The organism is Gracilibacillus oryzae (assembly GCF_009498735.1).
In the GTDB taxonomy this organism is placed as follows: domain Bacteria; phylum Bacillota; class Bacilli; order Bacillales; family Amphibacillaceae; genus Gracilibacillus; species Gracilibacillus oryzae.
In genome coordinates this window covers 230,686-244,398 of record NZ_ML762425.1, presented here as the reverse complement: position 1 = coordinate 244,398, position 13,713 = coordinate 230,686, and the positions used below count along the sequence as shown (strand labels likewise).

Genomic DNA, 13,713 nt, shown 5'->3' with positions numbered 1-13,713 from the left:
GGCTCACCTCAATTATTTTTGTAGCCAGTTGTTTTTAATTAAAGATTCAGCAATTTGAACAGAATTCCATGCAGCTCCTTTTAATAAGTTGTCTGAAACAACCCATAAGTGGAATCCTTTGCTGTTATCTAAATCCTTGCGTACACGTCCTACGAACACATCTGGCTTGCCTGCTGCTGAAAGTGGGGTAGGATATACTTGATTCTCAGTATCATCTTCTAAAACTACACCAGCAGCATTTTTGATCGCTTCTTGAATTTGCTCCACTGTAACATTGTCATTGTTTACTTCAACATAAACACTCTCTGCATGTGATGTAAAGAAAGGTAATCTTACACATGTTGCTGCTACCTTAATAGAGGAATCATGCATAATTTTCTTCGTTTCATTAATCATTTTCATTTCTTCAAATGTATAACCATTCTCCTGGAATACATCAATTTGCGGTAATGCATTAAACGCAATTGGATAATGTTTTTTCTCACCGCTAACTGGCAAAATTTCAGGTTCAAGTTCTTCACCATCTAAAAATGCTTTGGATTGTTCTTGTAGTTCATTAACAGCTTTGGTTCCCGCTCCTGAAACTGCTTGATAGGTGGAAACAATCACACGAGATAATCCGAATTGTTCTTGAATTGGTTTAAGTGCTGCAACCATTTGAATAGTTGAACAGTTTGGATTAGCAATGATTCCATTATGTTTTGCGATATCTTCCTCATTTACTTCAGGTACAACTAATGGCACTTCAGGGTCCATTCGAAAAGCACTTGTGTTATCAACTACAACTGCCCCTCTTTTGACTGCTTCATGAGCAAGTGCTTTGGAAACAGAACCACCAGCAGAAAACAAGGCAATTTGAATATTCTCAAAACTTTCTGGAGTCGCTTCCTTAACTGTATATGCCGTTCCTTTGAATGTAATTTCCTTCCCCGCAGAACGCTTCGATGACAGTAAATGCAATTCATTTATCGGAAAGTTCTTTTTTTCTAAAGTCTCTAGCATTTTTTCTCCTACAGCTCCAGTAGCACCTACTACTGCTACATTATATCCTTGTGTTGTCATTATTATTTTGTCCCCTTCCCTTATTCCATACATTTTTTATTTGATTATCTCTTCTATATTAACATAGATTATTGCATACTTTAATTATTTCATCATATTTATGAGTTTCTTGCAATAAGAACTGGTTGAATTTGTTTATTTTCTATTGCTAATTTAATTGTATCTGGAATATATGTCATATCTGCTACTAATGAATTTGGTTTCTTGACAGGATCATCTTGACCATATGGAACGAAATACATTAATTTCGTTGCCATAAGACGCATTAAATTGACACCATTTAATCCTAGTGCGTCATTTGTGGAGACTGCTATAACCACAGGATTTCCATTTCTTATCGTCGCTTTGGCGGCCATCAGAACAGGAGAATCAGTAATAGCGTTCGCCAGTCTGCTCATGGAATTCCCGGTAAGTGGTGCTAATACCATACAATCTAATGGTTCGATCGGGCCGAGCGGCTCTGCATCTACAATTGTTGTAATCGGTTCTCTACCGGTAATCTCTCTTAATTTGTCCATATGATCACTTGCAGTGCCGAATTTTGAATCCGTTGATTGAAAAGTATAGGAAACAACAGGAACAATTTCTGCACCCATTTCAATTAATCGTTCAATTTGAGGAAAAACAGCGGCATACGTACAGTGGGATCCAGTTAAACCAAAACCTATTTTCTTACCTTCTAAATCCATCTTAAAACCTCCCAGTATGTCAATCATTTGTTCTGTGCTAATGCCCATTATATGTGTTGTTTATGATATTGTGACACACTGTGGAAGGATTAAATGGCGATACGGTCAAACTAATCTTCTTGCAATCTGTTAACAATAATATTTCCAAGGATTTCTCCAGCCGTCTTAGGTGCAACTAATCCAGGCAAGCCAAGAGCATGAATGGTTTGTATACCACGTTCTTTCGCAAAATCGAAATCTATTCCTCCTGGTTTAGATGCTAAATCGATAATAAGTTTATTGCTCTCCATATTATTTAAGACAGACTCTGTTATTACTATGGCAGGAATTGTATTGATAAGGATCTCGCATTGATCGATATATTTTGAACTGTCTTTTAAAAGAATGCCACGATAGCCTTGTTCAAATGCCCGGGAAAGATCCACTTCACTCTTCGATACAATGGTTATGTTTGCTCCAAGCCCTGCGAACTTATTTGCCGTTGTCTGTCCAACCCTTCCAAAACCGTAGATAAAAATATTTGCCTGATGGATCGTAATGTCAGTATGCTGAATTGCTAACATTATCGCACCTTCTGCAGTTGGGATAGAATTATATATTGCTATGTCATCTCTTTCCATTAATTCTTCTAGTATATAATCATATTGTGTAACCCATTTTTCCAATGTGCTGCTAGTTATCCCTGTAAAGATAACACAATGTCCCGGTAATCTCTTAAACCAGTCTTCTGTTATTTTCCATTCTTTATTAGAAAATACTGTTTCCACTTTACCGTCATCATGGATACCAGTAATTGGTAAAATTATGGCATCTAACTCTTCTGGTATTAATTCTTCAAGGGATGATTGTTTTACTCCAGTATAGCTTTGTTCCACTTTATCAAAACCAATTAATACAACATCAAGCCAGTTGATTCGCTGCAAAGAATGAATTAATCGTAAATAACGTGCATCTCCACCAATAATAGCGATTTTCTTATGTTTTTGCATTCTTTCACCTCACAAGTCACCATTAAATTATGATCTTAACCATCATATGTTCACTGTTTAGTAAAGTGATTGATTCAATAGTTTATGCTGAACAATAAGGAAAACACCTAATGAAGGCATTAGGTGCGGCTGTATTATTATTTATTTGTTTCCACAATTATCATATCATCACCGATTTTTTTTATTTGTTTCCATTCAATTCTCGAGTACGTTTCTGTTTTTTTCAAGCCGAACATGCGGTATTGCGGAATAGTAAAGCTGATGATCTGGCCTGTCTTTTCATTAATTTCAAGATCTGTCTGACCAAGAACGCCAAGACGAGTCCCTGTAGATAAATCAATTAACTCTTTATTGCTTAGATCATGAAACCGCAACATATTCACCTCAATTCTTTTATTTTAAGATGTAATAACTGTACTTGCGACTTGATCTAGTGACAATTGTTCAATAACATTGCCTGCCTGGTTTATTGTAATTTGATCGATTTCTTTAACAATCTCATCAATAGTCGGATGTCTCTCCAGAATCAGTTCATTTCTGGCATTTCGACTCATTTTACTATTTGTACTCTCTAAACTTAATAAGTACAATCCTTTCATTTGTTCCTTGCTATTATGAAATTCTTTCTTGGTAATCCCGTTCTTTTTCATATCATCTAAACTTTGATTGATTAAATGCTGAACTTCTTCTAATTGATTTGGAGATGTACCTGCATAGATTGTCAACATTCCTGTATCTTTAAAGGAACTATGATGGGAGAAAATGGAGTAAGCCATCCCTCGGTTCTCGCGTATCTCCTGGAATAATCGGGAACTCATACTTCCGCCAAGAATATTATTAACAATCATATATGGATAAATATCTTTGTCAGTTATGCCGACACCTTCAAATCCAAGACATAAGTGGCCTTGCTCCGTCTCTTTTGATTTTTTTAAGCTGCCTGAGTAAAATTTTGGTTTCTGTAAGCTGCCTTTCTTATTGCCTTTGCGGATATCTTGGAATCGTTCGGTTAAGTGATCCATAAACGAGTCTGCTATATTTCCCGCAATCGATACAACTATATTCTCTGCTGTATAGTTTTTCTGATAATAATGAAGTAAATCATCACGCGATAATAGTTGTATATTTTCTTTACTGCCAAGTATAGGATATGCTAAAGGATGAGATTTGTATGCAACTTCTGCCAAATAGTCATGGATAATATCATCAGGAGTATCCTCCGTCATATTGATTTCCTCAATAATCACTTTCTTCTCACGCTCTAATTCACTTTGATCGAAAGTTGAGTTTAGAAGCATATCAGTTAATATATCCAAAGCAAAATTCACATGATTGTCCAGTACCTTTGCATATAGACAAGTATACTCTTTTGATGTAAATGCATTGATTTCACCACCGATGGAATCAAAGGCTTCCGCTATTTGTTTTGGGCTATACTTACTGGTTCCTTTAAACAACATATGTTCAATAAAATGAGATATACCATTTATTTGATTATTTTCATCTCTGGATCCTGTTTTTATCCATATACCAATCGTTACAGATCTTACCGTTGTGATTGGTTCCATTACAATCCTTAAACCATTCCCTAATGTTTTTCTTTGTATCAACTAACTTCCTCCTACTTCATGTCTTCTATCGATTCACTGGTATAGTGAAGAAAATTATTACTTTCTTTGCTGGGTTTTCTTAAACTTTGTACTCCAAAATTTCTACTGCGTCGATGAATATACTTCCTTGCAGAAATTTTATACTATTCTTACCTGTAAAAAAAGAAACTGGTTTTTCCAGCTTCTTTTTGGTTTATTCCTTCTCTTTTTGTTCTGCTAAGACTGCTTTTCTTGATAAATTCACACGGCCTTGTCGATCAATTTCTTTTACTTTCACCATAATTTGATCACCAATTGCCACAACATCTTCTACTTTTCCTACTCGCTCCTCTGCTAATTCAGAAATATGAACAAGTCCTTCTTTTCCTTTAAACAGTTCAACAAATGCACCAAATTTCTCGATACGTTTTACTGTCCCAAGGTACATTTGTCCGACTTCCACTTCACGAACAATATCCTCTATAATCTTCTTCGCTTTTTGATTCATTTCATTATCAGTTGAAGAGATGAAAATATGACCATCTTGCTCAATATCAATTTTTACACCAGTTTCTTCGATAATTTTATTAATTTGTTTCCCGCTTGGTCCGATTACATCACGGATTTTATCTGGATTAATATCCATTGTTAAAATTTTCGGTGCATAGTTAGAAAGCTCATTTTTCGGTTCTCTAATAGTTTCTAACATATGGGAAAGAATGTGCATACGGCCTTTCTTCGCCTGGATCAATGCTTCCTCCAAAATTTCTCTTGATAATCCTTCAATCTTAATATCCATTTGCAATGCAGTTACACCATTTTCAGTACCTGCCACTTTAAAGTCCATATCACCTAAAAAGTCTTCCATTCCTTGAATATCTGTTAAAATCGTATAATCTTCACCTGATTTAACCAGACCCATGGCAATCCCGGCTACTGGTGCTTTAATTGGAACACCTGCATCCATCATTGCTAATGTACTTGCACAAATACTTGCTTGTGATGTTGAACCATTCGATTCAAGGACTTCGGAAACAAGACGGATCGTATATGGAAATTCTTTTTCTTCCGGAATAACTACTTCTAATGCACGTTCACCTAAGGCACCATGTCCAATCTCACGACGACCTGGTCCACGGATTGGTCCTGTTTCTCCAACACTGAATGATGGGAAATTGTAATGATGCATAAATCGTTTCGATTCTTCTGCATCTAATCCATCAAGAATTTGCACATCACCTAATGCACCTAATGTACAAACACTTAAAGCCTGTGTCTGACCCCGTGTGAATAAACCAGAACCATGTGTTCTTGGCAATACACCGATTCTTGAAGAAAGTGGACGAATTTCGTCAATTTTTCTTCCATCTGGACGTACTTTTTCTTTCGTAATTAGACGGCGCACTTCTTCTTTGACAATCTTGTCCAATACGTTGGCTGCTTGTTTTAATACATCTGCTTCTGCTTCATTTTCTTCATAACTTGCCATAACTTGCTCTTTAACAGCATTTATCGCAGCTTCTCGTGCATGCTTTTCCTGAACCTGGATTGCTTCCACAAGTGATCGTTTTGCTTTTCCTTCTACTTCTGACACAATTGCCTGATCAAGTTCAAACAATTTCACTTCCATTTTTTCAACATGTAATGCTTCAATAATTTCTTCCTGGAATGCAACTAATCGTTTAATCTCTTCATGACCAAACATAATTGCTTCAAGCATTACTTCTTCAGGTACTTCATTTGCCCCTGCTTCCACCATATTAATGGCATCTTTTGTACCAGCAACTGTTAAGTCAATATCACTTTTTTCCCGTTCTTCTAACGTAGGGTTAATGATAAACTTACCATCAACTCGTCCAATAACCACACCAGCAATTGGTCCACTGAATGGGATATCAGAAACACTAAGAGCAATAGAGGAACCTATCATTGCAGCAATTTCTGAAGGTAAATTTTGATCAACACTCATAACCGTACTGATAACTTGTACTTCATTTCTAAAACCATCCGGAAACAATGGTCGGATCGGACGATCAATTAATCGGGAAGTCAAAATAGCTTTTTCACTAGGTCTTCCTTCTCTCTTAATAAATCCACCTGGAATCTTTCCAACCGCATATAAACGCTCTTCGTAGTTTACTGTTAGCGGGAAGAAAGGTAAGTCTTTTGGTTCTTTTGAAGCAGTTGCTGTTGCTAACACAGCAGTATCACCATAATGAACCATACAAGCACCATTTGCCTGTTTTGCCAATTCACCTATTTCCACACGGAAAGTTTGTCCTGCTATTTCCGTTGAAAATACTTTTTTTTCATCTGCCATTTCAAATCTTACTCCTCTCAAAAAAGCAACTGAGGCTTTCATAAACTATTTCCTATTTTACCATGTTGTTCTTGCATATGTAACTAATTCTATCAATTCATTGGTATATGTCATAGTATTAACAACATTTAGTCTTTTTATCATTTATTTTTTACATACAGAAAAAGCGGGATGACTCCCGCTTTTCAAGTGGCTTATCGACGTAAGCCTAATTTTTTGATTAAATCACGATAACGTGAAACATCTTTGTTACGTAGGTAGTTTAACAAGTTACGGCGTTTCCCTACCATTTTCAATAGACCACGACGTGAGTGGTGATCTTTCTTATGAATACGCAAGTGATTATTCAAATTATTGATTTCCTCAGTAAGGACAGCAATTTGAACCTCTGGTGATCCAGTGTCACTCTCATGTGTCTTATATTCATTGATAAGTTCGTTTTTACGTTCTTGTGTGATAGCCATCCTATTCACCTCCTGTAAATATAATAGAAACCCCATTCCCCTAGCAATCGTCGGAGACTCGAATTGCCAAGTGGAAGGTTCCGTATTATAGATTACAACTTTTTCGCTAAGATTGCAAGTATTTTATCATTTTTCATGAAAATATTGACGAATATTTTGTTCATCTTGCTTTAACTGATGAATAAGTTGATCAATTCCTGCAAACTTAACTTCTTCTCTTATAAATTTTTTCCATATAATCTTTATATTCTGACCATATAAATTTTCATCAAAGTCAAAAATATGAACCTCAATCTTCGGATCCATTCTTTGCTCAGAGAATGTTGGCTTATAACCCAAATTAGCCATACCAAAATAAGTATTATCATCAATAACTGTTTCTACTGCATAGACGCCTATTTTAGGCAGGAAATATGGTTTATCTAACATCAGATTTGCTGTAGGAAAGCCAATTGTTCGTCCTCTTTTATCACCATGAATGACTTCACCAGTTAACTGTAATGGTCTGCCAAGTAAAGTTTCCGCTTCCTCTACATTTCCTTCATGCAGAGCCTCCCGAATTCTTGAAGAACTGATTTTTTGATCATTATAATTCAATTTATCAATCACCGTAATTTCAAGAGGAGCAGACAGTAATTCCTGAATGTTACTCATATTCCCAGCACCTTTAAAGCCAAATGTATAATCAAAACCTGCAACCAGATGGTCAACATTTAAGCCTGTAATAAAATGAGTTAAAAAGTCTTCTGGTGCAAGTTGTGATAATTTGCGATCAAATCTTATAATATACAAGCGATCTACGCCCAAAGATTCTATCAGTGCTGTTTTTTCTTCTAAGGGTGTTAAGTATTGGACATCCTCCTTTCCTTTTAAAACAACAGATGGATGTGGATCAAATGTTATAACTGCTGTCTCTTTATGGCTGTTTTGGGCTATATTTAACGCTTGATTGATAACTTTTTGGTGTCCTTTATGGATACCATCAAAAAAACCAATTGCAGCCACTGTTGATGGTAAATTCTCTTTAGTTAATTCATGAGGAAATGATAATGGGATTATTTCCATTTGATTTCACCTACTTTTCTATATTACTTCACAAATACTCGTGCAGGTTTAATTTGCTGTTGGTTATCATGAAGATGATAGACCGCTAAAAGCTCATCATGATATTCCATTCGGAAAAATTCCGTTTTAGGCAAATTATCAGGAAGAGGCAGTTTTTGACCATTGAGTATTTTCTGTCTTTCTTCTTCCTTTACATTAATAACATCTAAATGTACGACACCTTCACGTATAGGAAGTAATTTAATATTTTCCAATTGTTCTTCTAATTGATCGAACGTGATACTGTCATCTGTGGAGAAATGTCCACTTCTTGTTCTTACAAGGCTGGCCATATGTCCTGGATAACCTAGTTGCCTGGCTATATCAACACATAATGTTCTTACATATGTACCCTTTGAGCAAGTTACTTCAAAAGAGATTTCCTGTGTACCGTCCTGTTCAGAATAAGTTGTTTCAAGAAAGTTCAACTGATGAATCCTGACCTTTCTTTTCGGCCGCTCTACTGGTTCATTACTCCTTGCATATTCGTATAATTTTTTTCCATTTACTTTAACTGCAGAATATAATGGGACTTGCTGCACAATTTCTCCATTAAAATTGGCTAATACACGGAAAATTTCCTGATCTGTAAATCTTTTTGTAACTTTTTGATTTTCCGTTATTTGGCCTGTCTGGTCCTCAGTATCTGTAGCTGTCCCGATAGCAGCAGTTGCGATATATGTTTTATTAGTGTCGGTTAGAAAAGGTACAATTTTCGTTGCTTCTCCAACACAAATTGGTAACATCCCTTCCACTTCAGGATCCAGTGTCCCGGTATGACCAACCTTTCTTGTTTTCAATAGTTTGCGGATTTTTATCACACAATCATGTGATGTCATCCCTTTAGGTTTCCATAATGGCAAAATTCCGTTCATAATTACCCCCTAATTTCCCATATAAGTATATAATGTATTGGTAAAAATATCGAAAGAAAACCCTTGTTTGAACACAGACAAGGGTTTTCACATATATTCATTATGGTGTATCTGTATCATTGATTTGACGCAAGAGATCTTCGATTCTGTTTCCTCGCTCCATTGCATCATCGAAATCGAAAGATAATTCAGGCGTCTTGCGCAATCTTATTCGTTTTCCGATTTCTGAACGAATAAATCCTTTCGCTTTTGCAAGTCCAATTAATGTATCCTGGCGTTTCTTTTCATCACCTAAGACAGAAATATAAATTTTCGCCTGTTGCAAATCACCTGTAACGTCTACATCTGTAATTGTTACGAAACCAACTCGAGGATCTTTAATCTTTCTTGAAATAATATCCCCTAATTCCTTCTTCATTTGTTCCGCTACTCTACTTGCACGTAATTCATTCACATCAGTCACCTCTTTCTACCAAGTGAAACAAAAATTCTTACTATATTACCGTTCTTCTAATACGGTTGTTGTTCTTTCCAATTCAGTAAAGCTATCAATGATTGCAAGAGCTTGCTGCAACACTTTTTCATTCATAACTTTAGATTCAGATACTGTAACAACAGCAAGTTTTGCTCTTTGCCACAGATCTTGAAAATCCACTTCAGAAATAGCTATATTTAAATCTTTACGAAGACGATTTTTCACTTTTAATAAAATGGATCGCTTATCTTTCAATGAATGACAATCATAAAGAAACAATTCTATTTCTGCATAATAGATCATTTAACTTTGATTTCCTCCATGACGTATGCTTCAATAACATCGCCCTCTTTAATATCGTTATAATTCTGGATGGTTATCCCACATTCATAATTTTGGGCAACTTCTTTCACATCATCTTTGAAACGTTTTAATGTATCGATTTCACCTTCATAAATGACCACACCATCGCGGATTAAACGAACACCGGAATCCCTTGTAATTTTACCATCTGTAACATAACCACCGGCAATTGTACCAATTTTTGATACTTTAAAGATTTCACGAACCTCAACCTGGCCAATAACTTTTTCTTCAAACTCAGGATCTAACATACCTTTCATTGCAGCTTCCACTTCTTCAATTGCCTTATAAATAACACGGTGAAGACGAATTTCGATATTTTCTGATTCAGCCGCTTTTTTGGCATTATTGTCTGGGCGGACGTTAAACCCAATTACAATGGCATTCGATGCCGATGCTAAATTAATATCTGTTTCTTTTATAGCACCAACGCCAGTGTGAATAATATTAACTTTCACACCTTCCACATCTATTTTCTGTAAGGATGCTGCAAGTGCTTCTACAGAACCTTGAACATCTGCTTTCAGGATTACATTAATATCTTTAATCTCGCCCTGTTTGATTCGCTCAAATAAGTCATCTAAGCTAACTTTAGCTTTATCGCCACGTTTTTCTTCAATTTCTCTTTGCTGTCTCATCTCACCAATTTGGCGAGCCTGTTTTTCATCCTTGAAGACAACAAATCGGTCACCAGCTAAAGGAACTTCATTTAGACCTGTGATTTCAACAGGAGTAGATGGTCCAACCTGTTTTACTCGTTTGCCAAGATCATTAACCATTGCACGAACACGGCCATAAGTGTTCCCTACAACTACAGGATCACCTACTTTTAGTGTTCCATTTTGTACAAGTAATGATGCAACAGATCCGCGTCCTTTATCTAATTGTGCTTCTATTACCGTACCATTAGCCAGACGGTCAGCATTTGCTTTTAGCTCTTCTACCTCAGCAACAAGAAGAATCATTTCAAGTAAGTCGTCAATTCCCTCACCTTTCAGGGCAGATAATTGAACAAAAATAGTTTCCCCGCCCCAGTCTTCCGGAATTAATTGATATTCTGTTAATTCCTGCATCACACGATCTGGATTTGCGCCTTCTTTGTCCATCTTATTCACTGCAACAATAATTGGTACCTCTGCAGCTTTGGCGTGATTGATTGCTTCAACCGTTTGCGGCATAACTCCATCATCTGCTGCAACGACCAGGATTGCAATGTCAGTAATTTGTGCTCCTCTTGAACGCATACTAGTGAAAGCAGCATGACCTGGTGTATCCAGGAACGTAATCTTTTTATCGTTTGCTTTAATTTGGTATGCACCAATATGTTGTGTAATTCCACCAGCTTCACCAGCTGTAACCTTCGTGTTTCGGATAGAATCAAGCAACGTAGTTTTACCATGGTCAACATGTCCCATAATCGTAACAACTGGCGGACGTTCGCTTAATTGTTCTTCATCGTCTTCTTCGATGTATGTTGCAAGGTCAGTCTGATCTATTTCAATTTCCTGTTCAACCTCGACACCATACTCGCCGCTAATTAATTCGATAGTATCTCCATCTAAATCCTGATTTTTTGTAGCCATAACGCCTAAGAACATTAACTTCTTAATAATCTCATTCGTCTCTTTGTTCAGCTTCTCAGCTAGCTCTCCTACCGTTAACGTTCCTGAATAAGTAATCTTTGTAACCGGTTCTGGTTCTTTTGCTTGCTTAGGAGCAGTTTGATTAGTATTTTGATTAGTATTTGTTTGCTTTTTATTTTTAGGCTTTTTATTGTTATTGGACTTTTGATTTGAATTTGGCTGGTTTTGTTTTGCTTGTTTTTGCTGTTGAGAATTCTGCTTTTTCTCTTGGCTTTTTGGTTGAAAAGTTGCATCTAATTTTCCAATAATGTCATCAGCAATTGTTGACATATGGTTGGTAACTGGCTGATTTAATTCTTTCAGCTTTTCTATTACTTCTTTACTTGATTTATTCACTTTTTTTGCATATTCGTATACCCGTACTTTTGACATACGTTCACCCCCGATTATTGTTGGAGAGTAACTCGATTAATTTCTTTGCAAATCCTTGCTCATTTACCGATACAGCTACTCTTCCGATCTTGCCTATTGCTTGTGATAATACTTCACGGTCATCTATAAAATAAAATGGCACATGGTAATATTTACATTTATCTGTCAACTTTTTTTTGGTTTGGTCACCTGTATCGCTTGCGATTAAAACAATCTTGGACCTTTTTGCCTGTATTTCTTTAATAATTTGCTCTTCTCCAAATGTACATTTACCTGCTCTTCGTGCTAAACCTAATATATTTAAATATTTTTTTGTATTATCCATTTATTTTCCTTCAACTTCCGCAATTAATTGCTGATAAATCTCACTGGGAACAGCAATATCTAACTGCCTGTCTAGAGCTCTAGATAATTCTGCCTTTTTGATGACATCAACATCTCTCGTTACATAAGCTCCCCGGCCATTTTTCTTTCCAGTAGGATCAACGAAGACTTCGCCTTCCTTTGTTTTCACTACTCGAATTAGAGATTTTTTCGCTACCATTTCTTGAGTTACAACACATTTTCTTAATGGAACTTTTCTTTGCTTAGACATGTGTAACCCTCCTTATTTAAACAAATCTTCATCCATTTCTTCAAAGGATTCTTCATAGTCCACTGATTCATCATACTCTAATGTATCTAATTCTTCATTGGCATCTTCTTCTGTTAACAAACCTTCTTCTCTTGCTTCTGATTCACTTTTAATATCAATTTTCCAGCCAGTTAATTTAGCGGCTAATCTTGCATTTTGGCCTCTCTTACCAATAGCAAGTGATAATTGATAATCAGGGACAATAACAACCGTTGCTTTGTTCTCTTCATCCACTATTACTCGCTCAACTTTAGAAGGACTAAGTGCATTGGAAACGTAGACAACCGGGTCTTCTGACCATTCTACAATATCAATTTTTTCACCTTTCAGTTCATCAACAATTGTCTGTACACGTTGCCCTTTTTGACCGACACAAGAACCGACTGGATCAACTTCTTTATCTCTTGCATATACCGAAATTTTCGAACGGTCACCAGCTTCCCTTGCAACTGATTTTACTTCTACTGTACCATCATAAATTTCTGGTACTTCCATTTCAAACAAACGTTTCAGCAATCCAGGATGAGTTCTGGAAACGAAAATATTAGGCCCCTTGCTTGTATTCTCAACCTTTGTTACGTAAACTTTAATCCTATCGTGAATATTATAGGTTTCAGAAGGTATACATTCTGCTTCTGGCAATTTTGCCTCCACTTTCCCTAAGTTAACATAAATGAAACGACCATCCATTCTTTGAATAGTCCCATTCATAATATCATCTTCTCTGTCGATATATTAATTGTATATAATACCACGCTCAGCTTCCCGAACACGTTGTGTGACAACTTGTTTTGCAGCTTGTGCAGCAATCCGCCCAAAGTCCCTTGGGGTTACTTCAATTTCCACGACATCCCCAACTTCATACGTGGGACTTAGTTGGCGAGCTTCATCCAGGGATAATTCTTGCTGTGGATCAAATACCTCATCAACGATTTCCTTTTGCGCAAAGACAGCCATTTTACCAGCCTCTTCATTCAAGTCAACTCTCACATTTGTTGCAGATTTAAAATTCTTTTTATAAGCAGAAATAAGTGCAGCTTCTAATGCTTCAATTAATACTGTTTTATTTATCCCTTTTTCTTTCTCTAAAAAATTTATCGCTTCAAACAATTCCTTGTTCACAATTTCTCCCCC

The 13,713-nt window shown here is 36.3% G+C and carries 14 protein-coding genes and 1 pseudogene; all 15 read right to left on the bottom strand.

Annotated elements, in window-relative coordinates:
• Positions 1-12: 12 nt before the first annotated feature.
• Positions 13-1,062, bottom strand: a complete 1,050-nt coding sequence (asd, locus tag F9U64_RS03960; RefSeq protein WP_153401719.1) for an aspartate-semialdehyde dehydrogenase — start codon at positions 1,060-1,062, stop codon at positions 13-15.
• Positions 1,063-1,160: 98 nt separating this feature from the next.
• Entirely contained in the window at positions 1,161-1,751 is a 591-nt protein-coding gene (locus tag F9U64_RS03955; RefSeq protein ID WP_153401718.1) for a dipicolinate synthase subunit B, read from the bottom strand.
• A 110-nt stretch (positions 1,752-1,861) separates the two neighbouring features.
• Positions 1,862-2,740, bottom strand: coding sequence for a dipicolinic acid synthetase subunit A (dpaA, locus tag F9U64_RS03950; protein ID WP_153401717.1), 879 nt, complete (start codon positions 2,738-2,740; stop codon positions 1,862-1,864).
• 137 nt (positions 2,741-2,877) lie between these two features.
• Complete coding sequence (locus F9U64_RS03945) at positions 2,878-3,114, bottom strand: YlmC/YmxH family sporulation protein (RefSeq protein ID WP_194287288.1); 237 nt, start codon at positions 3,112-3,114, stop codon at positions 2,878-2,880.
• A 24-nt stretch (positions 3,115-3,138) separates the two neighbouring features.
• On the bottom strand, positions 3,139-4,350 hold the full coding sequence (locus F9U64_RS03940; protein ID WP_153401715.1) for a M16 family metallopeptidase: 1,212 nt from the start codon (positions 4,348-4,350) through the stop codon (positions 3,139-3,141).
• Between the two features lie 193 nt (positions 4,351-4,543).
• Positions 4,544-6,649 carry a polyribonucleotide nucleotidyltransferase gene (gene pnp / locus F9U64_RS03935; protein WP_153401714.1) on the bottom strand — a complete coding sequence of 702 codons (2,106 nt, stop codon included), beginning with the start codon at positions 6,647-6,649 and terminating at the stop codon, positions 4,544-4,546.
• A 194-nt stretch (positions 6,650-6,843) separates the two neighbouring features.
• Entirely contained in the window at positions 6,844-7,113 is a 270-nt protein-coding gene (rpsO, locus tag F9U64_RS03930) for a 30S ribosomal protein S15 (RefSeq protein ID WP_153401713.1), read from the bottom strand.
• Positions 7,114-7,239: 126 nt separating this feature from the next.
• Positions 7,240-8,178 carry a riboflavin biosynthesis protein RibF gene (gene ribF, locus F9U64_RS03925; RefSeq protein ID WP_153401712.1) on the bottom strand — a complete coding sequence of 313 codons (939 nt, stop codon included), beginning with the start codon at positions 8,176-8,178 and terminating at the stop codon, positions 7,240-7,242.
• A gap of 23 nt (positions 8,179-8,201) precedes the next feature.
• Positions 8,202-9,092 (bottom strand): tRNA pseudouridine(55) synthase TruB, encoded by an 891-nt coding sequence (truB, locus tag F9U64_RS03920; protein WP_153401711.1) that lies wholly within the window; start codon positions 9,090-9,092, stop codon positions 8,202-8,204.
• 100 nt (positions 9,093-9,192) lie between these two features.
• Positions 9,193-9,546, bottom strand: a complete 354-nt coding sequence (gene rbfA, locus F9U64_RS03915) for a 30S ribosome-binding factor RbfA (RefSeq protein WP_153401710.1) — start codon at positions 9,544-9,546, stop codon at positions 9,193-9,195.
• A 45-nt stretch (positions 9,547-9,591) separates the two neighbouring features.
• On the bottom strand, positions 9,592-9,870 hold the full coding sequence (locus F9U64_RS03910; RefSeq protein ID WP_153401709.1) for a DUF503 domain-containing protein: 279 nt from the start codon (positions 9,868-9,870) through the stop codon (positions 9,592-9,594).
• Positions 9,867-11,945 (bottom strand): translation initiation factor IF-2, encoded by a 2,079-nt coding sequence (infB, locus tag F9U64_RS03905; protein WP_153401708.1) that lies wholly within the window; start codon positions 11,943-11,945, stop codon positions 9,867-9,869. The genes F9U64_RS03910 and infB overlap by 4 nt, the downstream gene beginning before the upstream one ends.
• Positions 11,946-11,949: 4 nt before the next feature.
• Positions 11,950-12,270, bottom strand: a complete 321-nt coding sequence (locus F9U64_RS03900; RefSeq protein WP_153401707.1) for a L7Ae/L30e/S12e/Gadd45 family ribosomal protein — start codon at positions 12,268-12,270, stop codon at positions 11,950-11,952.
• Positions 12,271-12,540, bottom strand: coding sequence for an RNase P modulator RnpM (gene rnpM / locus F9U64_RS03895; protein WP_153401706.1), 270 nt, complete (start codon positions 12,538-12,540; stop codon positions 12,271-12,273).
• A 12-nt stretch (positions 12,541-12,552) separates the two neighbouring features.
• A pseudogene (gene nusA / locus F9U64_RS03890) lies at positions 12,553-13,701 on the bottom strand (transcription termination factor NusA).
• Between the last annotated feature and the right edge of the window lie 12 nt (positions 13,702-13,713).

What these genes read in the sequence shown, in the direction of transcription:
- infB (WP_153401708.1), bottom strand. Translation starts at nt 11,945, where the DNA reads ATGTCAAAAGTACGGGTATACGAATATGCAAAAAAAGTGAATAAATCA.
- dpaA (WP_153401717.1), bottom strand. Translation starts at nt 2,740, where the DNA reads ATGCAAAAACATAAGAAAATCGCTATTATTGGTGGAGATGCACGTTAT.
- rpsO (WP_153401713.1), bottom strand. Translation starts at nt 7,113, where the DNA reads ATGGCTATCACACAAGAACGTAAAAACGAACTTATCAATGAATATAAG.
- rnpM (WP_153401706.1), bottom strand. Translation starts at nt 12,540, where the DNA reads ATGTCTAAGCAAAGAAAAGTTCCATTAAGAAAATGTGTTGTAACTCAA.
- pnp (WP_153401714.1), bottom strand. Translation starts at nt 6,649, where the DNA reads ATGGCAGATGAAAAAAAAGTATTTTCAACGGAAATAGCAGGACAAACT.
- ribF (WP_153401712.1), bottom strand. Translation starts at nt 8,178, where the DNA reads ATGGAAATAATCCCATTATCATTTCCTCATGAATTAACTAAAGAGAAT.
- truB (WP_153401711.1), bottom strand. Translation starts at nt 9,092, where the DNA reads ATGAACGGAATTTTGCCATTATGGAAACCTAAAGGGATGACATCACAT.
- F9U64_RS03900 (WP_153401707.1), bottom strand. Translation starts at nt 12,270, where the DNA reads ATGGATAATACAAAAAAATATTTAAATATATTAGGTTTAGCACGAAGA.
- asd (WP_153401719.1), bottom strand. Translation starts at nt 1,062, where the DNA reads ATGACAACACAAGGATATAATGTAGCAGTAGTAGGTGCTACTGGAGCT.
- F9U64_RS03910 (WP_153401709.1), bottom strand. Translation starts at nt 9,870, where the DNA reads ATGATCTATTATGCAGAAATAGAATTGTTTCTTTATGATTGTCATTCA.
- F9U64_RS03955 (WP_153401718.1), bottom strand. Translation starts at nt 1,751, where the DNA reads ATGGATTTAGAAGGTAAGAAAATAGGTTTTGGTTTAACTGGATCCCAC.